The following is a 23,023-nucleotide window of genomic DNA, read 5'->3' on the forward strand; positions in this document are numbered from 1 at the left end:
TTATGTAGAGACGCGCCATTATGTAGAGACGCGCCATTATGTAGAGACGCGCCATTATGTAGAGACGCGCCATTATGTAGAGACGCGCCATTATGTAGAGACGCGCCATGGCGCGTCTCTACAATGGTGACGAAAGTCCTAATCGATGTGTCTACTGCTATATCTGGGTGGTTGAGGAATTGTATCGGTGAGGCTCAAAGCGTCATTTGCGAGGCTCAGAGTGTCATTCACCCACGCTCAAAGCGTCATTGGCGAGACTTAGAGTGTCCTTCATCCAAGCTCATGGCGTCATTACCCCACGCTCAGAGTGTCCTTCATCCAAGCTCATAGCGTTATTCCCCCACGCTCAGAGTGTCCTTCCCCCAAGCTCATAGCGTCATTGACGAGGCTTAGAGTGTTCTTCACCCAAGCTCATAGCGTCATTGACTAGGCTCAGAGTGTCATTTACCCACGATCAAAGCGTCATTGGCGAGGCTCAGAGTGTCATTCGCGAGACTCGGAGACTCACGGGTGAGATTTCGAGGCTGATGGTATTGGGTAAAGGTTTGGTCAATCTGGTTGGGCGCACGTCGGTGCGCCCCTACGTGCATCGATAATCACGCTCCCACACGCCCCAACAATGCCAATCTATTCTAGATGTATGCGTAGTCTCGGTAGTAGTCTCGGTAGGGTGGGTTAGGCGGGAACAAAGCGATGGCAAATAACCCTAAACGGAACAATCCGCCGTAACCCACCAAAGCCTTTAAGGGATACATTACCCTTCGCGAACATGTAGGGTGGGTTAGGCGGGAACAAAACGGTGGCAAATAACCTGAAACGGAACAATCCGCCGTAACCAACCAAAGCTTTTTAAGGATAAGTTACCCTTCACGAACACATCTGACTGGGCGCAAGCCTTGCGCCCCTACACAATTATTAACCATGGACGAACAACGAATTCAAGACTATTGGAATCTAATTCAAACACTCCTGAATTATCCCAATGGCAAGAAAGTATCGATAGTCTCGGTAGGGTGGGTTAGGCGGGAACAAAACGATGGCAAATAACCTGAAACGGAACAATCCGCCGTAACCCACCAAAGCCTTTAAGGGATACATTACCCTTCGCGAACATAGTTGAAAGAGTTAAATCCGTAGACTAGGGGGAAGCATGTAGAGACGCGCCATGGCGCGTCTCTATTCTTGGCGAGGAGTTGATGGGCTCGCATCCCATACTACAAATTCCCACCTACGAACGTGAATTAAATTGCTGACAATATTTCAAAAAACGCCCAGGAATCTCTATTTTCCCCCCCCAATGCAAATGAATATAGGATGCATGTATCTGATACATTTTCCACCCCTCAATACTCACTTTCCCCTTCGGCTCATATCCTTTGATTTCAAATAAAGGAGGCTTAGGAGTTGCGGTTAACTGGGAACGATGAAATTCATGTCCCCAAACTTTTTCACCGGCTAATACTAAGGGTGTATTTTGTAATGCTGTTGCTTGACGATATCCCAGGGTTAAACGTTTACCCATTACCGCCTTTGTGGGTAATATCCCTACCATCGACCAAGATTTTTCCTCAAAATCTGTAACCTCTTGGCATAAATACATCAAACCGCCGCATTCTGCATAGGTGGGCATTCCTTGAATAATAGCATTCCATACCGCCTGACGCGCCTCGATATTATCCGCCAATTCCTGAGCAAATACTTCCGGGAAGCCGCCACCAAAATAAAGTCCCTGCACACCTGCGGGTAAAGTGGTATCCCCTAGGGGACTCCAGGGAACTAATTGGGCTCCCAATTTTTGCAATAAATCCAGATTATCTTGATAGTAGAAACTAAAGGCGCGATCGCGAGCGATGGCAATTCGGGTAATGGGTTGAGAGACACCAGGGGTTAAGGGTTGATGGTTGACCGTTGAATCGTGACGATCTGCCTTCAACAGCGGCAATAAATACTCCCAATTAAAGCAAGTTTCGCCAATATCAGCCAGTTGGTCAATTAACTGAAAAAGAAAAGTCAGTTCATCAGTGGGAACTAAACCCAGATGGCGATCGGGAATCCTCAGACTATCCTGACGCCGGAGTACACCGAGTATGGGTAATTGTAAGGGTTCTAGGGCATCTTGAAGTAATTCTAAATGGCGATCGCTCCCCACTCGATTCAACACCACCCCAGCCACTTGGATGCTCTGATCAAAAGAACGATACCCCTGTGCGATCGCGGCGACGGAGCGAGATAAGCGACTACAATCTAAAACCAACAGCACAGGAACATGTAACAGTCGGGCAATATGCGCTGTACTGGCAACATCATCGCGTCCTGATGCCCCATCAAACAACCCCATCACCCCTTCAATCAGAGCATAGTCTACGCCGTCCAGATGACGGTTAAAACAGGCTTGAACATAAAATTCGGACGTTAACACCGGATCTAAATTACGACAGGGGCGCCCCGTCACCCGTTGATGAAACATCGGGTCAATGTAATCCGGACCCACTTTAAAGGATTGCACTCGACGATACCGCCGCGATAAACACGAAAGTAGGGCAAGCGTCACCGTTGTTTTGCCCACCCCACTTCGTTCACCAGCAATGATTAAAGCCATAGAAATGTAGGAACATTTTGGACATTGCCCGTGAATGTGTAGGGGCGGGTTTAGGGACTTTATGCTTGGTTGTGGATAATAACGTTTGTGCGAAACCCGCCCTCCTCTCCCCCTGATCCTAGACGTGCCATGGCACGTCTCTACACCCCCAGACGTGCCATGGCACGTCTCTACAACCCCCACACCCTACACCATAAACCCATACCTAATCCCTAACTCCCAGCTTTCAGGATCTGCCCAGCCACCGCCAGAGTTTCTTCATACAGCAAATCGCGACCCCAACGTTGCAACTGCTGACTCAACAACTGCTCCGTTTTTTGGTCAAACATCGGAGTAACCTGCTGAATACGGCACGATTGCGCCCCGCCATGTGCCTCCATCCGCATACAACCGGTGGTTTCTGAACATAACACCGTGCAGCAGTCAGCGTCCATATTAGTTGAACCCAAACGGAGGCTAATCAAATCTCCCGCCACTTCTCCCACATCAACCGTGGGAATCCCGGCTAATTCAGCTTCTACAGTGCGATGTTCGGTAGTGGTGAATTTAACCCGTCGAATATCATATTCCCCACCCTCTTTCTGATAAGAAACCGGACGCCACTGGAGTCGAGACGCCAACCACCCCAGAAACATTAAAGCCTGAGCAGGATTGCCTTGCTCGTAATCGATGGTAACTTGGTCAACCTCTTTGAGCGCAGAGCGACGCTCTGGCGGATCAAATGCCTCAGCCGTCAACTCTTGCCACGAGGCTAACCGCCGCCAGTTGAGGTCAGCCATGGGTACGTCTTGGGTGATGAATTCCTGTAGTCGCGATAACCCAATTTCGGGTTTTTGGAAGGCACTGGAATCAATTATCACGCTATTGCTAACCCCAGCCAGTCGTTTGAATAACCCATAATCCGGATCGGGTGTTCCCTTCCACCAAACAAACTTAGGCAGATCACCAATCATCAGTTCACAGATCATACCCCCGATACGCTCTAAAGCTGCCGTTGTGCCACTCAAGGTAATGTATTCGCAGCAAACCAGGGTACTTTTACTGTGCTTTTGAATGGGACAAGAGGCAGAGACTTGAACATTCACCCCTTCATCTTCACCGACAATGGGGCATAGGGCGATAATCCGACAAGGATTCGCCGCCGCGATCGCATCAGCAATTCCCGATGCTTCTATATCAGCCGAATAGGGTTGCCGTTTGGTTTCCCCATTTCCATTTGCCTCTTGCTGATGCCGCTCATTATACTCTTGGCGCAGTTTTGTCTTGGTTTTTTCATCCGCCTTGCCTGTTCTGGGCAGTCCATAAGCTTTCTGTGCGGCTTTGAGCGCGGCAAACATACGCGGTCCGATAATTCCGTCAATCGGACCTGAATAATATCCCAATGCGCTTAAAAGTAGTTGAGTTTCTTCGGGTTCATAAACCACCAACGTAAAGGTGGTTGCCCGTACAGCAGTGGGAACATCGCTGTTCCCATCTGTTGTACTGTAGCTTTGCCAGATATCCCGAAGTTCTTCCTCAATTTCATGTAAGGAAATCTCTTTGGGCGATTGTAGAGAAAGAATTGGAGGAGATTGTACCATCGTTATTTATCCTTCGTTATTTGTTTTTGGTTATTAGTCATTCGTCATTGGTCATTCGTCATTCGTCATACTCGCTTTCATCGAGAAGCAAGCTACATCTTCCCCTGCTCCCCCTGCTCCCCCTGCTCCCCCTGCTCCCAGACGTGCCATGGCACGTCTCTACATTACTAGGGTCTACGCCAGCGGCGCCCGTCCCGATTAATCAGGTTTTCCGCCTCCGTGGGTTCCCAAGTCCCAGCTTCGTATTGGGGAATTGATTTGGGGTCAGTGGGTGCTTCCCAAGCTGATAGGGCTGGGGTAATCACCCGCCATGCTTCTTCCACTTCATCTGCACGGGTAAACAACGTTTGATCCCCCAACATACAATCGAGTAATAATCGATTGTAGGCATCGGATGTCGCCATGCCAAAGGATGAGCCATAGCTAAAATCCATATCCACTGTGCGGGTACGTAGCTGCGGACCCGGCATTTTTGCCTCAAATCGCAGGGAAATCCCTTCATTGGGTTGAATCCGCATCGTTAGCACATTGGGGCTGGTTTGTTGGGCGGCGGATTGGAAAATCAGTAAGGGGACATCGCGAAATTGAATCGCAATCTCACTAACTTTCTTCGGTAACCGCTTCCCTGTCCGCAGGTAGAAGGGAACACCTTGCCAACGCCAGTTATCGATCAGGAGTTTCATCGCCACGTAAGTGGGAGTGATGGAGTTGGGATCAACGCCTTCTTCTTCTCGATATCCTGGTACTGCCTGCCCTTTCATCCACCCTGCCTTGTACTGACCCCGAACAGCTGAATATTCTAAGTTATTAATATCGGCTAAATGTGTTGCCTGCACTACTTTTACCTTTTCAGTCCGGATACTATCTGCATCCAGAGAATTGGGAGGTTCCATTGCTGTCAAGCAAAACAGTTGCATCAAATGGTTCTGCACCATATCCCGCAGTGCACCTGAGCTTTCATAGTAACCCGCTCGATCTTCGACGCCCACGGTTTCGGCTACGGTAATCTGAACGTGATCCACAAACTGGCGATTCCACAAGGGTTCAAAGATGGCGTTGGCAAAGCGGAAGACTAAGAGATTCTGAACAGTTTCTTTGCCCAAGTAGTGGTCAATGCGATACACCTGATCCTCACGACACACTTGCTGCACCACCCGGTTGAGAATTTGGGCTGAACTCAAATCTCGACCAAAGGGTTTTTCGATCACCAGGCGATGCTTGATCGGATCTGCCAGCATTCCGGCTGTCCCCAGTTGGCGGATGGCTTCGGGGAAAAACTTAGGCGCAACGGCTAGATAAAATACCCGATTTCCCCGCGTCCCCCGTTTACCATCCAGTTCTGCCAAAAATGCTTTTAATTTCTGATAGCTTTCCGGCTTATCCATATTACCGGGACAGTAGAATAGCCCTTCAGCAAAATCGTTCCACAGTTCTTCGGAGTGAATTCCATCAGAAAACTCCTCGATCCCTTCCCGCATCTGTTCCCGAAAATAGTCATGACTCCATTCTCGACGGGCTACACCAACAATTGTAATTTCGGCGGGAAGCCGTCGTTGGCGTTTGAGCTGATACAGGGCGGGTACTAGCTTGCGTTGGGTCAAGTCTCCCGATGCGCCAAAAATCACTAAAATTAGTGGTTCTGGACTCCGTTCCTGTTGTAAACCAACGCGCAGGGGATTTTCTGTAAATGTCACCATTTTGAGTTTTGAGTGTTGAATTTTTTGTCTGGGCGGGTTTCACTATTATCGTTTTTGACCTCACCCCGATTTGACTCGCGCCCGCCCCGACACCGTGACAGAGGTGGGTTCCAACGCACTTGTTCAAAGGGCACCATCCTTGCGCCCCTACTGTAGGGTGTACCTCACCCGCAAGGGAACCGTTATACCTTTGCCAAGTCTTTGACTTTACTATCCAGAGAGGACATTAAGGATTCAAAGGGCTTGACAAATTTGTCAATACCTTCATCAAGTAGTTCATCCATTACTTGATCCAGATCGATCGCGATATCGGGATCTTTCAGGTTGTCAATTAACTGATGCGCCTGTTCCACATCGGTCTCAATCCGATTGTCTGGAGAACAGTGATCGGCACAAGCTTCGATTGTATTCGGTGGTAGGGTATTGACAGTATTGGGACCTATCAACTCATCGACGTACATGACATCGCTGTAGTCAGGATTTTTGGTGCTGGTGCTTGCCCACAAGAGGCGTTGCACGTTGGCACCTTTGGCGGACAGGGCTTTCCAACGATCGGTTTGGATAATTTCTTTGAATTTCTGATAAGCGATTTTGGCATTCGCGATCGCGACTTTGCCTTTCACCTGTTTCAGTTTTGCCTCTTTCTCGATCCGGTCAACCCCAAGTTTGAGTTTTTCGTCAATGCGATCGTCAATATTACTATCAATCCGGCTGAGGAAGAAACTAGCAACTGAGGCTAGCTTGCTAATATCTTCTCCTTTCTCTGCCCGCTTTTCTAAACCTCGGACATAAGCCCAAGCGGTGTCAATGTAACTTTGGACTGAGAAAAGTAAGGTAACATTGACGTTAATCCCTTCACTAATCACTTGCTCAAAAGCAGGTAAACCTTCGGGGGTGCCGGGGATTTTAATCATTACGTTTTCCCGACCAATGGCTTGATAATACCGACGAGCTTCATTAATCGTACTTTCGGTATCTTTAGCGATCGTGGGGGGAACTTCAATGCTGACGTAACCGTCGAGACCATCAGTTTGCTCATAAATTGGTTTGAGAATATCACAAGCGTTGCGAATATCCTCAAAGACAAGGGATTCATAAATCTCCTGCACCGATTTTTTGGCTTTAATCCCAGCTTCGATATCAGCGTCGTAAACTGCATTACCGGCGATCGCTTTTTCAAAAATCGCTGGATTGGAGGTAATCCCGTGAACACCGCGATTCTCAATTAACTCTTTGAGTTCTCCGGATTCGATCAGAGTACGGCTGAGATTATCCATCCAGATACTTTGACCGTAATTATTTTCGATTTCAAAGATCGGATTATTAGCTGTTGCTGTCATGCTTAAACTCCTAAATTAGGTTATGGGTTATTGTTTTTGATGCAAAGCCGATGTCTCTTCCCGAAGGAAGCATCAATCATCCGTCACGGTTGACTTTTGGCTAAGAACCCGCCGCGATCGCGTCTTTTGATTCTCGTGTTCGTTCTTGAATAAAGGACTCCACTAACGCCACATCCTCTTTACTCCCGATAATCAACGGTGTGCGCGTATGGAGTTTTTCTGGCACCACATCCATCAGATTTTGGGTGCCGGTACTGGCTCGACCCCCAGCTTGTTCTATTAAAAAGGCTAAAGGCGCTGTTTCATACAGTAGACGCAACTTCCCTTCCGGTTTCTTCACTGTACCCGGATAAATGAATACGCCCCCTTGACATAAAATCCGATGGAAGTCTCCCACTAATGCTCCACTATAGCGAGCCGTGTAACCTTCATGGCGATGAACGTAGCGAATATAGTCTCGAATCGATTCATCCCACTGCCAAAAGTTTCCTTCATTGACACTATAAATCGGTCCATGCTCTGGCACTTTCATATTTTCCTGGGACAGAATAAACTCACCCAAGCTCGGATCAAGGGTAAACCCATGCACCCCAGTACCAATGGAGTAAACCAGCATTGTACTCGGTCCATAGATCACGTAGCCTGCGGCGATTTGTTGGTGTCCATCCTGCAACAGATCCTTCGCTTCGCCGTCGATGTCGTCGCCTTGTTGCCGACGAATGGCAAAAATTGAGCCGATATTTAAGTTAATATCAACATTCGAGGAGCCGTCAATCGGATCGTAGATTAGGGAATAACGACCAATCGGGCAGTTTTCGGGAATATAGTAGGGTTTTTCCATTTCCTCGGATGCCAAGCGGCAAACGAGTCCACTTTGTTTAAAGACAGAGATAAACACATCGTTAGCATAAATATCCATCTTTTTGACGGATTCTCCCTGTACATTCACATTCCCGGTAAATCCCAATGCACCTTCGACCAAATCAGCGCGACTCAACCGCCGGGAAATAATTTTTGCGGCTAAGGCAATACGATTCATTAAGGCACTGAGATCTTGTGCGTCGGCACTGAAACTCTTAAGCTGTTGCAGAACATGCCGGGATAGGGTTGTGCAATCCCGATCCAGAGAATGCTCTTCGACTAAAGACCTCTCCACATCTGCCATATTTTGTCCTCCTTATCGTCGCGCTGTTGGTAAGCGATGGTCTGTCTTGGGTTAAGAAGCCTCGCTCACCAATCTGGCATAGTAGTCTTTTCCACTTTACTCCCTATCTTATAGAGGCATTGACAAACCAGCGTCCCACCTTAGAGGAATTTTGACATCTTTTGACGTTGGCGGCGGCAGTGCAGCTTAGGGAGCAAGCAACACGATCATAATGAGATGACTTAAGCAGGGGAAAATGTCAACCCCTTCTGTCTTGTAACTTGCGATAAACGTCCCGCACATCAACCTGGTGATGGGCTAATGCGACTAGGGTGTGATAAAACAAATCAGCCACTTCAGACGCGATCGCATCCAACTCATCATCCTTGCACGCCATCACTACCTCGGCGGCTTCTTCGCCAATCTTTTTGAGAATCTTATTATCCCCACCCTTAAATAGCTTACAGGTATAGGATTCGGCTGTGGGATTATCCCGACGATGGCAAATCACTTCAAACACCTGAGACAGGGTATCGGCTGGCGGTGCAGCCTTTATCCCATCCACCTGATGGAAACAACTGCGTTCCCCAGTATGACAGGCAACATCCCCCACCTGTTCTACACCAATCAGCAGCGTATCACTATCACAGTCATAACGCAGCGATCGCACATGCTGCAAATGACCTGATGTCGCGCCTTTGTGCCATAATTCCTGACGCGAGCGACTCCAGAACCAGGTTTCCCCAGTTTCCAAGGTTTTCTGCAACGATTCCCGATTCATCCACGCCATCATCAATACTGTACCATCCAGATAATCTTGGACAATGGCAGGGACAAGTCCGTGATCGTTATAACGGATTTTCTCAACCGGAATCGCGGGACTCGGAGTAGAGGATGTAGTCGATGACATAGTGGAGTAAATTAGCAACTAATATAGTTCAGGCATCTCTTATGAATGATTTTACCAAGTTGGATCACTGTAGAGATTAATCGTAAGCTGTTCGGAACCCGGTGGTACAGCAGAGATGCAGGCGCAAATCGTTTCTCCCTCGTTAATCTCAACCTCACAAGCATGACACGAACCCATGAGGCATCCTGTGGGAATGAAAACACCCGCACGTTGAGCTACTTGCAGTAGGGGTTCTCCGACTTCTGCATTAATGGTGACATCATCGGGTAAGAATCGAATGGTAACACTCATGAACAGGTTCTAGTTATTAACTCAGGGCAGGTAAAATAGTACTTAAATCCAAATGAGCCTCTACGCTATCGGCTAAGGAATTCAAAACCACTTCTCGCTGATCTCGGTAGTCTGGAATACCCGTTGGCAAAGACGAAAGTCCGCGTTGATGTCGCAGTTGATTCAACCAAGCCCGTCGCCAAGGACCATTATCAAATAAACCATGGAGGTAAGTCCCCCAAATCGATTGAGTCACATCGACTAATCCTAAACCTGGGTCATCAAACAGGGGTTGATAGGCAGACTGATTATCGGTGGTTTCCGAGTCAATCAGCCGAGAACGTCCTTGATGAATTTCATACCCTTCTACAGGTAAACCAACTTGAGGATAGTTGGAGCTAACCAAGCGTTGACGAGTTACTTTTCGGGCAGTAATGATTGTTTTAATGGGTAATAATCCTAATCCCTGATACTGTCCCGGTTCATCCTCAATGCCATCCGGATCAAGCAAGCTTTGACCCAGCATTTGAAAACCACCACAAATGCCTAAAACTGTACCCCCCGCAGCGGCATAGTTTTGAATTTCTTCAATCATGCCTGTTTTGTGCAACAGGAGTAAGTCTTTAATTGTAGTTTTGGTTCCTGGCAAAATCAGGGCGTCGGGGTAGCCGAGGGATTGATGCGGTGTTATATATTTTACCGTGACCGTCGGTTCAGCTTCTAGGGCGTCAAAGTCGGTAAAGTTAGAGATCCGGGGGAAGCGAATCACCGAGATCGTTAATTCACTATCGACCTTTCTCTGATTTTCGCGCTCCAGTAGCGCCAAAGAGTCTTCAGCGGGAAATATCTCATCCATCCAGGGAATAACCCCAACCACGGGAATTCCCGTGCGTTGTTCAAGCCAAGTAATCCCTGATTCCAAAAGCGAGCGCTGTCCTCTAAACTTATTAATTACCACCCCCTTAATCAAGGCTCGCTCATCTGCGTCCAACAGTTCCAGAGTCCCAACAACATGAGCAAATGCGCCGCCGCGATCGATATCTACCACGAGTAAGGTTGGTGCATTTAAATGTTTCGCTACCCGCATATTGGTTAAATCGCGGTGCTTAAGATTAATCTCCGCCGGACTCCCTGCACCCTCACATACCAGAAAATCAAACTCATGACTCAAACGCCGTAGGGACTCTTCAATCGCCTGCCAACCGCGATCAAAGTATTGTTCGTAATAATCCGCCGCGCTGACTTTACCCACCACTTGACCCATGAGGATAACTTGAGAGGTCATATCCCCTTGAGGTTTGAGTAAAATCGGGTTCATTTCGACACAGGGCGTCACATCAGCCGCCCAGGCTTGGACGGCTTGAGCATGTCCAATTTCTCCCCCATTGGGGGTGACATAGGCATTGAGCGCCATATTTTGTCCCTTAAACGGAGACACACGCCAACCGCGCCGAGAAAGAATACGGCACAAGGCGGTAACAATAAACGATTTTCCTGCGTGGGACGTTGTCCCCACCACCATCAGCGATTTCATAAAGCGGCTTCGGAGTTATAGGGTAATCAATACGAATAGAAGCAACCCTGCGACCATAGATTTAAATCGGCAATCGCCACCAACGGTTCCAGGCGTGAGTGATGCGATCCCACAGGGATGGCGGGGGCAATGACTCGCCTTGGCTTGCCCATTTTTCCACCAGTTGACGACCCAAGGGCGTGAGACGAAAACTGTCGGTAATACCCTGCCCATCAACTTCTCGCCGCAACACGCCGACTTGAATCAACCACATTAAATCACGTTCGGCTGCCAACTCGGATAAGGAACGCTTAGTATAACCCTGTTCTATCCCTTTTTGGGTTGCGATCGCGAGTAGGGAAACACTGGTCGAACGCATCTCCTTGTACAAGGTTAACTGAAAGGGCAAACAGCGCACAGCTTGTTCAGCGCGTTGAACCGTTCGCTCTGGATAGTGAACCGACTGGGCTTTTTGTGACGAAATGGAAGTCATTGGTTAGCTGCTGGAAACGCTAGTGAACCCCACTTTTAGGCTTCAATCCATCCATCTTAACTTTAGTATTGCCGAGCGTGTATTGGCTTGAATCAATATCAAACACTACATTTTCCAATCGAGTCCACCGATAATTCGTAGTAAAGTGAAGAATAGTCAATCGCGTAGTAAACACAAAGGGAAAAAGACTTATGGCTTTAAGCGTTGGTGATAAAGCTCCGGCATTTACCGCCAAAGATGATGCAGGGAATACCGTTTCCCTTTCCGACTTGGCTGGGAAAACAGTAGTTCTCTATTTTTATCCCAAAGACGATACCCCAGGTTGCACCAAAGAAGCCCAAAGCTTCCGGGACAACTACGCGGAATATCAAGGCAAAGATATGGTGGTTCTCGGTGTCAGTATGGATGATGAGGCATCCCATAAGCAATTTAAGGAGAAGTATGGGTTGCCCTTCCAATTGCTAGCTGATCCGGATGGCACGATTACTAAAGCTTATGATGTTGAAGGCGGTGGTTACTCCAAGCGCGTCACTTATGTGATTAACGGCGAAGGTACGATCACTTATGTTGATGAAAAGGTGAAAACCGATTCCCACGCTAAGGATATCTTAGCTAGCATGAGCTAGCTTTCTTGCGTTGCCTCGTTCCCAGGCTTTGCCTGGGAATGCTTTTCGGGAGGTTCTACCTCCAGTTATCTAATTCCTGAGCCAGCCGGAGTAGACGAGTTATTCGGTTGAACTTGTTGTTGATTTCTTAAGCGTTCCATTTGTAGACGGCGGAACTCCTGCGTCGCATTGTCTAGGTTTTGATCCAGTTCGCTGTTAAATGTCTCCGTATCAACCCTGAAACGGGATTGATGGATAAAATCAAAGACACTGTTGCCAGTCGTTCCCGTGAGTGGATCTCGCTCATTTTGGCGATTATCCATACCTTCTAGGGGATTCACCCGCTCAGCCGATTGTGCGATCGCAGATTCAGGGATAATGGCTGAGGTAATGCCAACAGCCATCCCTAAGGCTAGGGGAGCGAACAGGGTTGAGGTGAGTGCCGGAGTTAAGAGGGTGTTTATCTTCATGGCAGTTAACCTGTTTATGTTAGAAATATGATTAGCCGTTCTACCGATAAGGACACGGTAGTGCCGATAAGGACAAGGTAGCCGATAAGGACACGGCACTGCCGTGTCCCTACTATAAATAATCTGGAATTTTTTAGGCAAATCGGCGTCGTAGCAATGGACTAATGATAACTAACGCGGCGGCGGCAAAGCCAAACAGGACTAAAACAGCCCCGCCAAATGTAATTGATGCCCAAGGTGCTTCCATGACAACACTGCCTAAAGACCAATCCCCATGGAGGTAGAGATAGCGAATTGGTTCTATCGCATAACTCAAGGGATTGAGACTAGCGACAAGCTGTAACCATTTTGGCATAAAGGATAGCGGCGCTAGAGCAGTGCTGGCAAATAGCAGGGGTAAGTTGGTGACAAAAATGACTGCAATGAGTTCAATATGACCCGGAAGCACAAAGGCGAGTCCTAAACTTAATGCTGTCATCCCGATTACCAGCAAGAAAACAATCAGCGCGATCGCACCGAGTCCGGCTATATTGGGAATACCCGCACCCATAACCGCACTAGCCGCAACAATCACCACCGCTTGGATAAAGCTGAGGGCGACGATATAGATAGCTGATGCGGCAACAATGGAGAAGCGAGACGCCAGAGGTGCGACGAGTAAACGGTTGAGAAAGCCAAATTCCCGATCAAACATCACCGGTAAGCCAGCATTGAGCGCACCAGCGAAGGCGGTAAATACAATTACACCAGCACTCAAGAATTGGGCATAAGATAAGCTTTCGCCAAAGAGTCCTTTTGGCGCATTTTGAAATAACGCCCCAAACAGAATCAGCCACATTAACGGTTGAATTACCCCAGCAATTAATGTAGATGGGCGTCGTTGCAGTTGAATAAACAGGCGCTTAGTGAGTGCCAAGGTTTCTTGGACAAATTCACCCACACCCGCCTTATCGCTGACGGGGACTTGACTTACCACTTCGGGTTGCCAATTAATTTCTGGTTTCGATGGTGTTACAGTTCCACTCATAATGTTATTTGTTATTTGTTATTGGTCATTCGTTATTAGTCATTTGTCATTTGTCGCAACTGTAATCCCTTGGGGCGGGTTTAGTCATATCAGGGTGCAAACCTTCCCGTTAGTGGTAAAACCCGCCCCTACACACAGACGCGCCATGGCGCGTCTCTACATTGCTTCCAGACGCGCCATGGCGCGTCTCTACATTGCTTCCAGACGCGCCATGGCGCGTCTCTACATTGCTCCCCCTGCGCTCTCATCATTCCTTCATCCTTTGCTTTTTCTCGGCTTTTGCATCTCGTGTTCCCGCCGCCGCGAGTTCAGCATCCATTAGGGTTTGACCTGTGGCGGCTAAGTAGACATCATCTAAACTAGGTCGGGATTGGGCTATGCCAAAGATGGGTAATCCGGCGTCTTTTAAGGATTGCTGAATGTTAGTCAATGCATCGCTTTGAGGTTTGACGACTAAGTTTAGGGAATTTCCTTGTGCTGTATTAATAATCACTTCTTGGACAAAGGGTAACACCTCCAGCTTTTCCTTGGCATTTTGGGCTTCTTCCATAGGCGAGAATTCCCGGATGCGGAGGGTTATGCGATCGCCTCCTACGTTATCCTTTAACTGAGAAGGCGTACCTTCGGCAATGACAACGCCTTTGTGGATAATTGCCACGCGATCGGCTAAAATATCTATCTCTTCCAAATAGTGGCTGGTAATAAATATAGTGGTGCCAGCGTTTTGCAGTTGACGCAGGAAATTCCACACCACCACCCGGCTCTCGATATCGAGTCCCACGGTGGGTTCATCAAGAACTAAAACATCGGGTTTATGGAGTAAGCCAGAGGCTAAATCCAGACGCTTGCGGATTCCGCCGGAATAGGTTCCTGTCTTTTTATCGGCATACTCCTGCAAGCCGAGCACCTCTATCATGGTATTGACGCGCTCTTTGGCAACGCTGCTGGGTAGGTGATATAAATCCCCTTGCAGTTGCAGTAACTCCCTACCTGTCAACACTTTATCTAATGCCACTTCCTGGGCGACATAACCGATGCGGCGGCGGACGGCTCTAGGATTCGCGATCGCAGAAATTCCCGATACCTCAATCTTACCCGCGTCCGGTTTACTTAAGGTACACAGACAGCGAATCGTTGTCGTTTTCCCCGCTCCATTCGGACCGAGTAAGCCAAAAATCTCACCGGCTTCGACGTTCAGGGAGATGTCTTTCACGGCTTCGACATCCCCGTAGTATTTTTTTAGGTTCTCGATTAAGACGGCGGCAGCCATATATCGTTCTATACCTGAGTTGGCTATACAAATTTAAACAATTAGCTGTCTTCTTATTTTGACACTCCCCCGCTTAAAAGACGGGGGATTCTTGAGCTAATCGTTGCCCTTTCGAGTCACCTCTAATTAGGTCTTACACAATTATGTCCTACCCGAAGCTAACTAGAATATCACTTAATATCTAGAACTCCACTTTTTCGGGTAGCTCTCCAAGCTTTTACCTAAATTAATTAGGAAGTTTCCGTATGCCCTACAGTACTTATTAACTTTTAATTTTTACAAAAATGCTATTCCGACTGAGAAAATCGGCATTATACGAATTTTGGCTCGTTTGAAATCCTAGCAAGACCAATTACACCCTTTATGTTTTTCAGAAGGTTTTTATGTATACATAGTTATCACCTACAAACTCTGTTTCTCACGTCACTATTGTACCTAAATCCAACAAAAGAAGCAACTAAAGTTGCTAGGTTCAATGCCTTGCTTGGTTTCATCCCTCGGATAAATCGCGAGGGAGCTTTCACCATTGCTTATCTGTAAGGGGTTTACTGAGAGTGGGGGGGGTTTAGGGAAATATGCACATTTTTTTTTCATTGTCAACCCGCCATAGATTTAACATTCGGATTGATGGCGCATGAGCTGTCACCCATTTAATTTGAGAGTTGAGGTTGACAGGGAGTTGGCAATAGACAATCTTATCGGTGAAAACTCCCGCTACATCGAGGTTGAGCGCGATTGTACATAAGTACGGCGCGTCAAAAATCGCGCAAAGCCGCACGGTGAGACAGTGCAAGATTTTTTGGCTAGGGGAACTTCAGACTAACGCTCATATTCGACATAATCCACTTGTCTATCATCAAGAGGAGGCGGTATTACTTCAGTGCGTCGTCTAGCTGAGGGGGCGTAAGGAAGCGCATTGTAGGGATGGGGAACAACGTAAGTTGTCCGAGATTGACGCGGTTGTTGTTGTCGCGACAGCACCGCCAATAATCCCACCACGACTACACCCCCACTAATCGTTACCGCCATACCCCCCAATCCCCAAACCAAGCCGGAAATAATCGAATTATCTGGCTCAGACTGCGCCAGAGGAGTTACAGGGGGCGCTGCTTCAATCCGAGGTGGTATGAAACTATTGGGATTATTGGGATTATTGGGATTATTTTGTCCCAAAAGATTATCAATCAACGCTTGCTGGTTTTGCACCTGCGCTTTTAACTGTTCAGTTTCGGCGCGTTGCTGCTCCAGCATGGCTCTCATGCGTTCTACTGTAACCTGCTGCTGTTCAAAATCATTTCCGGCAAAACCCGGTGTCGTCTGAGTTGGCATTTGCGGGTTCTGCCCATAAGTAGGATTATAGGGATTATAAGGATTGCTCTGTGGAAGTTGAGCCGTTTGAGAGGGAGGAGCATTCGTAATGCCAAGACTGTCTCCGCCTTTCATCATAAACAGAAGCGCTACCCCCGCAAAGGCAGCCCCTGTCAGGAATGCCATACCATCACTCATCGCTCTTACCTCACATTTAAAACTGAACTACCACTCATTGTCACTGATATAGACTGACTGCCATTGGTGTGACTTTACTCCTTATGAGTTTATACGCCATTGATTCTATTGGGGGGTTCTCTAGCTATTCTCCGTTTTCTAATTGAAAACGAGAAATGCTCAATTGTCCATCCCCAAGGATCTTAAAACGTTTCCAGGTGGTATCACCAGAGTTATAAGAATTTCTATATGTATAGAGTTAAAGGTAAATCTACTCTACTATAGCCGCTCGCTCCGGATGGTGCTTTGATTTTAGACCATCCAGCGATCCTGCGATCGCGCCCTCGGCATCACTTCAAAAGCAAGCCAGGGAACATAAGGGTAGGAGAGAATCTTTCGGCATGAGCGATCGCAGATACCATAGCCGCTTTTTCCGCCTGTGACAACTCTACCCCCGTGAGCAGCGTTCCCGAATAATCACTCATCTCCAGCAGACGATGCTAGCCTGCTTGTGGGACAATAAAACCAGACTGACGCTTGCTTCATGCTTTATCGGATCAATAGTGAATATTAGTCGTCTTGCGGGTATGGGTTGTGCGTCAGGTATCAAAACAGCCGACTTAAAAAGCCACATCTACTGCCGCTCACTACATAATTAATCTATGTCCACAGCCCCCAAAATTATCTCAGAAAATCGATGCTTCGGTGGTACAGTTGGCTTTTACTCCCATCCCTCTCAAACCTGTAACAGTAAAATGCGGTTTGCCGTTTACCAACCGCCTCAAGCCAAATCAGAACGAGTCCCCGTTCTCTATTTCCTTTCCGGCTTAACCTGTACCGAAGAAAATTTCATGGCAAAAGCCGGGGCGCAGCAATTTGCGGCGAAGTATGGATTAATGCTAGTGACGCCGGATACCAGTCCCCGTGATACAGGAATTCCCGGAGAAAATGACGACTGGGACTTCGGTACAGGAGCCGGTTTTTACGTCGATGCGACAGTAGAACCCTGGTCAGATCATTATCAAATGTATAGCTATGTAGTTCAGGAATTGCCGGCAATCATTGCCCAACATTTCCCGGCTCAAATCGATAATCAAGGCATTTTTGGTCATTCCATGGGGGGTCATGGAGCGCTGATTTGTGCCTTAAGAAACCCTGAACAATATACATCCGTTTCCGCTTTAGCCCCCATTGCAGCACCAACACAGTGCCCTTGGGGACAAAAAGCCTTTACGAATTATTTGGGTGAAGATGAAGAAAGCTGGCGCATCTATGATGCTAGCGAATTAGTTTTAACCGTTGGATATAAGCGCCCCATTCTCATTGATCAAGGAACAGCCGATCCCTTTTTAGAAAAGCAGCAATTGCTTCCCGGTATCTTTGCCCAAGCCTGTGAAAAAGCTGGGGTTCCTTTAACATTACGCTTCCAAGAAGGGTATAATCACAGCTATTATTTTATTTCCTCGTTTGTTAAAGACCACATTCGCCATCACGCGGCGGTGTTAAAGCAAAATTGAGTCCCTCGAAAAGATTTCTAACTTAGAACCCCGACTACTTTAAGCAGTCGGGGTTCTGCTAAGTCTAAACCTTAAACTTCTGGGTAATTCGCTTCATCGCCTCTTCCACATTCTCCCGACTATTAAACGCCGAAATCCGGAAATAGCCTTCACCCACCGCCCCAAAGCCAGAACCGGGCGTTCCGACAACATAACAGGTTTGTAGTAACTTATCGAAGAAATCCCAACTGGATAAACCATTGGGTGTCTTCACCCAAATATAAGGTGCATGAACCCCTCCATACACACTTAATCCCGCTTCCTTTAATTTCTGACGAATAATCGTGGCGTTTTCCAAATAAAAGTGAACCAACGCCTTCACCTGCGCTTGTCCCTCATCAGAATAAACCGCCTCAGCCCCCCGTTGTACAATATAGGACACACCATTAAACTTAGTAGACTGGCGGCGATTCCACAGCTTCCAGAGTTCCACATCTGAACCATCTGATGCTTTCGCGGTTAAGGTTTTGGGGACAACTGTCAACGCACAACGAGTTCCAGTAAACCCCGCATTCTTAGAAAACGAACGAAACTCGATCGCACAATCTCGCGCCCCTTCAATTTCATAGATAGAATGGGGTAGACTCTCGTCGGTGATAAACGCTTCATAAGCCGCGTCAAAGAAAATAATTGACCCATTCGCTTTCGCATAATCCACCCACGCCTTCAGGTTTTCCTGAGTAGCCGTAGCGCCTGTGGGATTATTCGGGAAGCACAGATAAATCAAATCCACCTGCTGAGACGGAATCTCTGCCGTAAAATTATTCTCGGCGGTAATCGGCAAATAGACTAATCCCTCAAATTCACCCTTCTCGTTCACCTCTCTGGTATGTCCCGCCATCACATTTGTGTCCACGTAGACGGGATAAACGGGGTCAGTTACGGCAATTTTGTTAGTTTTGCCAAAAATATCTAGAATATTGCCCGTATCGCACTTAGAACCGTCGGAGATGAAGATTTCCGCAGCATCCACCTGACATCCCCGCGCCTGGAAATCTTGGGCGGCTATTTTCTCCCGCAGCCAGGGATACCCCTGTTCGGGTCCATAGCCTCGGAAGGACTCCCGATTCCCCATATCCTCTACCGCTTGAATCATCGCGGTGCGACAGGCTTCGGGTAAGGGTTCGGTAACATCGCCAATTCCCAGTTTAATGATATCGGCATCGGGGTTAGCTTGAGCAAAGGTATTCACCCGGCGGGCAATTTCGGGAAACAGGTAGCCGGCTTTGAGTTTCAGGTAGTTATCGTTGATAGTTGCCATAGTGAGTTGCTAAGAACGTCGTAAACCAGCTTACTGCTAACTGTAGCGCTTGCATCACCGACTACTGTCGATTCTACATCGATAGAAATCAATCAACAAAATCCTGGAAAAGTGTAGAGATGCTTCTTGCATCGCGTCTTTCCGGGGTTCTTTTCACTGTTATCGTTTTTTACCTCACAACAGATGCAACTAAACCCGCCCCGATTGAGTGCCAGGATTAATATTAATCTATCTTTATAATTAAAGCGAATTGGTATGATTGACTATTGATTTCCAGGAATATCGCTGATACAATCCACCCATAATTATTTTTTTGAGAACATAAAATGTTAAGAATATCACAAAAATTGTCTAACTTCAGTCGGTTAAGACAATGGCTTCCCATCAGCCTAATTATGTTATTGGCGACAAGTCTATATCTTTATAAACTTGAGCAACGAGGTCTGTGGATTGATGAGTTCATTAGTATTGCCGATGCTCAAGATGTTAGTTTTAATCGGGGACGCCTTCTTTATTACATCCTGCTCCATTTCTGGATGCTATTCGGTAACAGTGATGCTTGGTTACGAGGACTAGCGATTATTTTTGCATTAGGCAGTGTTTTCCTGGTTTATCGGTTGGGGCGTTATTTGTTTACCGACGCCATTGGTTTAATGGCGGCTTTGATGTTAACCCTTTCGCCCTTATTTATCAATCACGCCCAAGAAGTCCGTTACTACACAATGAGTGTTTGCTTGGGATTAGGGGGAACCTTGGCACTTGCTTATGCCCTTGACCAGCCAAAAAATCTTTCCAGTCGCTTTTGGTGGGTTTTTACCCGGTTTCTGGCAATCATTACCACACCACTAAATGGTGCATTGTTATTTCCTGATCTGATTATAGTCGGGATAAAATATTATCGGCATCCCTCCCTACTCATCAAGTTCGGTACAACATTTTTGCTTATCCTCGTCGCCAGTATTCCTGTTGGTTTATCGGTTCAAGACTCATCCGGGGCGCATCGGCTAATTCTGCCGATTCCGGGTGTGAATGAGGTGTTACGGGAACTGAGAATATTGACCGCTTTTTCCTACCCGCCACCTCCCCCTTATCTAACTCGCTTTCTGCAACTTTATATCCTCATGGTGGTGGCTGTCATCGGGATTGCTGTTTTCCGGAAACGACAATCAGAGAAGCTGATTTGGGTTTTAGCTTGGGCATTTGTGCCAACAGCAACCATTCTAGTATTTTCTCACCTCTTTTTCTCAATTTGGAATACCCGTTATGTGATGCTTGTCTTGCCGTACATTCTCATCCTTATAGCGATTGGATTTCGAGAGATTTGGTCTCAGTGGCGTCCCATTGCTTGGGGGATAGCCGTTGTTTATGCTATTGCTGTCAGTAGTGGTTTATTTTACTATTACACCACCCCAAAACGCTACATGGGAGCATCAGATCATTATCGCCGTGTCGCCCAACTCATCAAAGCCAATGAAAAACCCAATGATATTATTGTCTGGTCAATTATTCATCAATCAGCTTTACCGCTCGAACACTACCATCGCGGTTCTGCTCCCATTTATGTCAAAAATTTAATTGAACTTGAAATAAATAAAGACGACATTCAAAAAATCGATGTGGAAAATTGGCTGCGCGAATTACCACCAATTGAATCACGTTTATGGATTGTTTATGGCAATACAACTAATCAGGTACTACGGCAGGGAATTGAAGAAAAATTTTATCTCGAACTTGAACAAGAAATCGGTGGCTTGAATGTATTTCTAGTTAAACCAAAGCCCCAGGATTAGATATTAAAAAGGATCATAGCCCTATTGCGAGATGAGCCTACCCCACGATGGCGGCGTGACCCAGCTAAAATAGTGGTATAGATTGTAGGTTGGGTTGAGGAACGAAACCCAACAAAAGATAGGGCTAAAGCCCTTACTACGAACCCAAGCTAATCTACCAAATTAGGTGGGTCACGCCACTACAGATTAAGCTTATTCGGGGTTTATAGGACGGCACATTTTCCCATGATATAAAAATACCTAAAATCTCCAGAAAAGTCAACCCCCAACCTACACCCATAACACCCAAAAATTATCGCCTTTAGAGAACCTTTCGGTATAAAGCACTGTGCGGTAACACCCGCAATACCTCAGTTAACGTAGTAACTCCCTGCGTCACCTTTTCAATTGCCGCCATCCGAAACGAATCAAAACTAATTTCCTCTAAATACTGATGTAACTGCGTCATACTTCCCTCATAAATTAACTGCCGCACCCGATCATCAACATTTAAAATTTCTACAATCGCTTCCCGCCCTAAATAGCCAGAATTAAAGCACTTAGAACAACCCTTTCCCTGACGCCAAGCTTGAGGATTCGCCTCCTCCCTCGATACCCCTAATTTTCGTAAATCCTTTTCCGTGGGATTGTAGGGTTCGGCACAGTGGGGGCAGATTTTCCGGACTAAACGCTGTGCCACAATCCCTAATAACGCATCACTGACTAAACCCGGATCAGGTCCAATATCTTTAAGCCGAGGAATCGCACTCACTGCATCATTAGTATGCAACGTCGTTAAAACCAAATGTCCCGTTAATGCAGCACGAATCGCCGTTTCTGCCGTTTCGTTATCCCGGATTTCGCCCACCATAATAATATCCGGATCTTGGCGTAAAATAGCACGTAAACCCGCCGCTAATGTCATCCCCGCCGCTTCATGAACTTGGGTTTGAGTAATCCGAGGTAAAACATATTCTACCGGATCTTCTACCGTCACCACATTCACATGTTCAGTTGCCACAAATTGCAAGGAATTGTACAATGTACTGGTTTTCCCCGAACCCGTGGGACCGGTAAGAATCACCATTCCTTGGGGTTGTTGTAACCAATTCTTATAGATATTCAGTTTCTTCTGTGAAAATCCCAAATCGGCTAAACCCGAAAAGGGATTTCGTCGGGGAAGTAAGCGAATTACTACTTTTTCTCCTCCCACACAAGGAAGGGTACTCACCCGCATATCCAATCCCAAATCCGTTTCGTCACCAGAGGTATAATGTTCGCCAATCCGCCCATCTTGGGGGCGGCGACTTTCTGCAATATCCATATTAGACATTACTTTCAGGGCGACAATACAAGGGCGACTAATATCAGCGGGTAGGGTAGTAATATTCCGGAGAATCCCATCAATCCGATAGCGCACTCGCAATCCTTCCGGTGTAGGTTCTAAGTGAATATCGCTGGCGCGGTTGCGGAGGGCACCGGAGATAATGGTTTTAATCCGGGTAATTTGGTTATCGGCTTTCTTGAGATAAAGTTCGGTGGTTTCAGTAATATCTTCGGGTTCTGATTCCCCAGTAATCGGATTAACCGGGGACGTGGATGTGATATTATTACCGTTATAGGTTTGACTCAGATGCCAAGTGCGATAACTCTTGGGGGCTATAGGAATAATCTTAACCTCAGTCAGGGTGCGATCGCACAATGTCTGAATCGCTTCTGGTGTGAGAGAGATGGGACATCCCAAATAGTAACAACCGCGCCAAAGTAACAGGGGAATCACCGGGGGTAAATCGTTGCGATTAGAGAGTTGGCGAAAGAAGCGAGTGCTGACTTCGGCGTCAAGTTGATCTTGGTTCAGGATTCCGCGATTATCGACTAAGAGGTTGAGGGCAAATTCACAGCTAATTTCTCGGCTTACTAATTTTTGCCAAGCCGTCTTTTGGCTAGGCATTAAAGGAGTAATCGTCATAATTTTTTCCTGAATTCTATTATTTAAAAAACTTTACAACCCTTAATTTCACAATAACGGAATTG

Annotated in this window: 22 protein-coding genes; 5 read left to right on the forward strand and 17 right to left on the reverse strand. The window is 47.0% G+C overall.

The features are described from left to right. Positions 1-921: 921 nt before the first annotated feature. Positions 922-1,047 (forward strand): hypothetical protein, encoded by a 126-nt coding sequence (locus RIM23_RS29730; RefSeq protein WP_446371980.1) that lies wholly within the window; start codon positions 922-924, stop codon positions 1,045-1,047. A gap of 181 nt (positions 1,048-1,228) precedes the next feature. Here RIM23_RS29730 and RIM23_RS29735 read toward each other — a convergent pair whose 3' ends face one another. Beyond that, entirely contained in the window at positions 1,229-2,599 is a 1,371-nt protein-coding gene (locus tag RIM23_RS29735; protein ID WP_446371982.1) for a cobyrinate a,c-diamide synthase, read from the reverse strand. 87 nt (positions 2,600-2,686) lie between these two features. On the opposite strand from RIM23_RS29735, the gene RIM23_RS29740 reads away from it, so the two are divergent. Then, entirely contained in the window at positions 2,687-2,815 is a 129-nt protein-coding gene (locus tag RIM23_RS29740; protein WP_446371984.1) for a hypothetical protein, read from the forward strand. Here the strand turns inward: RIM23_RS29740 and opcA are convergent. The 8 genes from opcA to RIM23_RS29780 all read right to left on the reverse strand — a co-directional run bounded on the left by opcA (position 2,812) and on the right by RIM23_RS29780 (position 11,546). After that, positions 2,812-4,179 carry a glucose-6-phosphate dehydrogenase assembly protein OpcA gene (gene opcA, locus RIM23_RS29745; RefSeq protein WP_446371986.1) on the reverse strand — a complete coding sequence of 456 codons (1,368 nt, stop codon included), beginning with the start codon at positions 4,177-4,179 and terminating at the stop codon, positions 2,812-2,814. The two genes, RIM23_RS29740 and opcA, sit on opposite strands and share 4 nt — an antisense overlap. A gap of 167 nt (positions 4,180-4,346) precedes the next feature. After that, positions 4,347-5,876 (reverse strand): glucose-6-phosphate dehydrogenase, encoded by a 1,530-nt coding sequence (gene zwf, locus RIM23_RS29750; RefSeq protein ID WP_446353252.1) that lies wholly within the window; start codon positions 5,874-5,876, stop codon positions 4,347-4,349. Positions 5,877-6,058: 182 nt separating this feature from the next. Beyond that, entirely contained in the window at positions 6,059-7,216 is a 1,158-nt protein-coding gene (gene tal / locus RIM23_RS29755; protein WP_446371988.1) for a transaldolase, read from the reverse strand. Positions 7,217-7,316: 100 nt separating this feature from the next. Continuing rightward, positions 7,317-8,381, reverse strand: coding sequence for a class 1 fructose-bisphosphatase (gene fbp / locus RIM23_RS29760; protein ID WP_446336445.1), 1,065 nt, complete (start codon positions 8,379-8,381; stop codon positions 7,317-7,319). Positions 8,382-8,619: 238 nt separating this feature from the next. Then, positions 8,620-9,270, reverse strand: a complete 651-nt coding sequence (gene hisIE / locus RIM23_RS29765; RefSeq protein WP_446371990.1) for a bifunctional phosphoribosyl-AMP cyclohydrolase/phosphoribosyl-ATP diphosphatase HisIE — start codon at positions 9,268-9,270, stop codon at positions 8,620-8,622. Between the two features lie 51 nt (positions 9,271-9,321). Beyond that, positions 9,322-9,561 (reverse strand): 2Fe-2S iron-sulfur cluster-binding protein, encoded by a 240-nt coding sequence (locus RIM23_RS29770; RefSeq protein ID WP_446336431.1) that lies wholly within the window; start codon positions 9,559-9,561, stop codon positions 9,322-9,324. 16 nt (positions 9,562-9,577) lie between these two features. Further along, entirely contained in the window at positions 9,578-11,074 is a 1,497-nt protein-coding gene (gene cobQ / locus RIM23_RS29775) for a cobyric acid synthase CobQ (RefSeq protein ID WP_446371992.1), read from the reverse strand. A gap of 61 nt (positions 11,075-11,135) precedes the next feature. Next, a complete protein-coding gene (locus RIM23_RS29780) occupies positions 11,136-11,546 on the reverse strand; it encodes an Npun_F0494 family protein (RefSeq protein ID WP_446371994.1) in 411 nt (136 codons plus the stop codon). Between the two features lie 191 nt (positions 11,547-11,737). Between RIM23_RS29780 and RIM23_RS29785 the strand changes: the two genes are divergently transcribed. Continuing rightward, positions 11,738-12,172 (forward strand): peroxiredoxin, encoded by a 435-nt coding sequence (locus RIM23_RS29785; protein WP_446336428.1) that lies wholly within the window; start codon positions 11,738-11,740, stop codon positions 12,170-12,172. Between the two features lie 65 nt (positions 12,173-12,237). Here the strand turns inward: RIM23_RS29785 and RIM23_RS29790 are convergent, their stop codons facing one another. The 6 genes from RIM23_RS29790 to RIM23_RS29815 form a co-directional block, all read right to left on the reverse strand. Continuing rightward, entirely contained in the window at positions 12,238-12,621 is a 384-nt protein-coding gene (locus RIM23_RS29790) for a hypothetical protein (RefSeq protein WP_446371996.1), read from the reverse strand. 133 nt (positions 12,622-12,754) lie between these two features. Next, the gene (locus RIM23_RS29795) at positions 12,755-13,648 is read right to left on the reverse strand and encodes an ABC transporter permease (protein WP_446371998.1); all 894 of its coding nucleotides are present in this window, start codon (positions 13,646-13,648) and stop codon (positions 12,755-12,757) included. 128 nt (positions 13,649-13,776) lie between these two features. Then, a complete protein-coding gene (locus tag RIM23_RS29800) occupies positions 13,777-13,899 on the reverse strand; it encodes a hypothetical protein (RefSeq protein WP_446372000.1) in 123 nt (40 codons plus the stop codon). Then, entirely contained in the window at positions 13,896-14,918 is a 1,023-nt protein-coding gene (locus RIM23_RS29805; RefSeq protein WP_446372002.1) for an ATP-binding cassette domain-containing protein, read from the reverse strand. Before RIM23_RS29805 ends, RIM23_RS29800 begins: the two co-directional genes overlap by 4 nt. Before the next feature lie 819 nt (positions 14,919-15,737). Continuing rightward, entirely contained in the window at positions 15,738-16,424 is a 687-nt protein-coding gene (locus RIM23_RS29810; protein ID WP_446372004.1) for a hypothetical protein, read from the reverse strand. A gap of 329 nt (positions 16,425-16,753) precedes the next feature. Further along, on the reverse strand, positions 16,754-16,888 hold the full coding sequence (locus tag RIM23_RS29815; protein WP_446372006.1) for a hypothetical protein: 135 nt from the start codon (positions 16,886-16,888) through the stop codon (positions 16,754-16,756). Positions 16,889-17,065: 177 nt separating this feature from the next. On the opposite strand from RIM23_RS29815, the gene fghA reads away from it, so the two are divergent. Next, a complete protein-coding gene (fghA, locus tag RIM23_RS29820; protein WP_446372008.1) occupies positions 17,066-17,920 on the forward strand; it encodes an S-formylglutathione hydrolase in 855 nt (284 codons plus the stop codon). Positions 17,921-17,984: 64 nt separating this feature from the next. Here fghA and RIM23_RS29825 read toward each other — a convergent pair whose 3' ends face one another. Then, a complete protein-coding gene (locus RIM23_RS29825; RefSeq protein WP_446372010.1) occupies positions 17,985-19,220 on the reverse strand; it encodes an LL-diaminopimelate aminotransferase in 1,236 nt (411 codons plus the stop codon). A gap of 326 nt (positions 19,221-19,546) precedes the next feature. Between RIM23_RS29825 and RIM23_RS29830 the strand changes: the two genes are divergently transcribed. Continuing rightward, positions 19,547-21,010, forward strand: a complete 1,464-nt coding sequence (locus RIM23_RS29830) for a glycosyltransferase family 39 protein (protein ID WP_446372012.1) — start codon at positions 19,547-19,549, stop codon at positions 21,008-21,010. 301 nt (positions 21,011-21,311) lie between these two features. Here the strand turns inward: RIM23_RS29830 and RIM23_RS29835 are convergent, their stop codons facing one another. After that, positions 21,312-22,958: a GspE/PulE family protein gene (locus RIM23_RS29835; RefSeq protein ID WP_446372014.1), complete on the reverse strand. Its 1,647-nt coding sequence runs from the start codon at positions 22,956-22,958 to the stop codon at positions 21,312-21,314. Positions 22,959-23,023 lie beyond the last annotated feature (65 nt).

This window comes from Coleofasciculus sp. G3-WIS-01, from assembly GCF_040223135.1.
Classification (GTDB): Bacteria; Cyanobacteriota; Cyanobacteriia; order Cyanobacteriales; family Coleofasciculaceae; genus Coleofasciculus.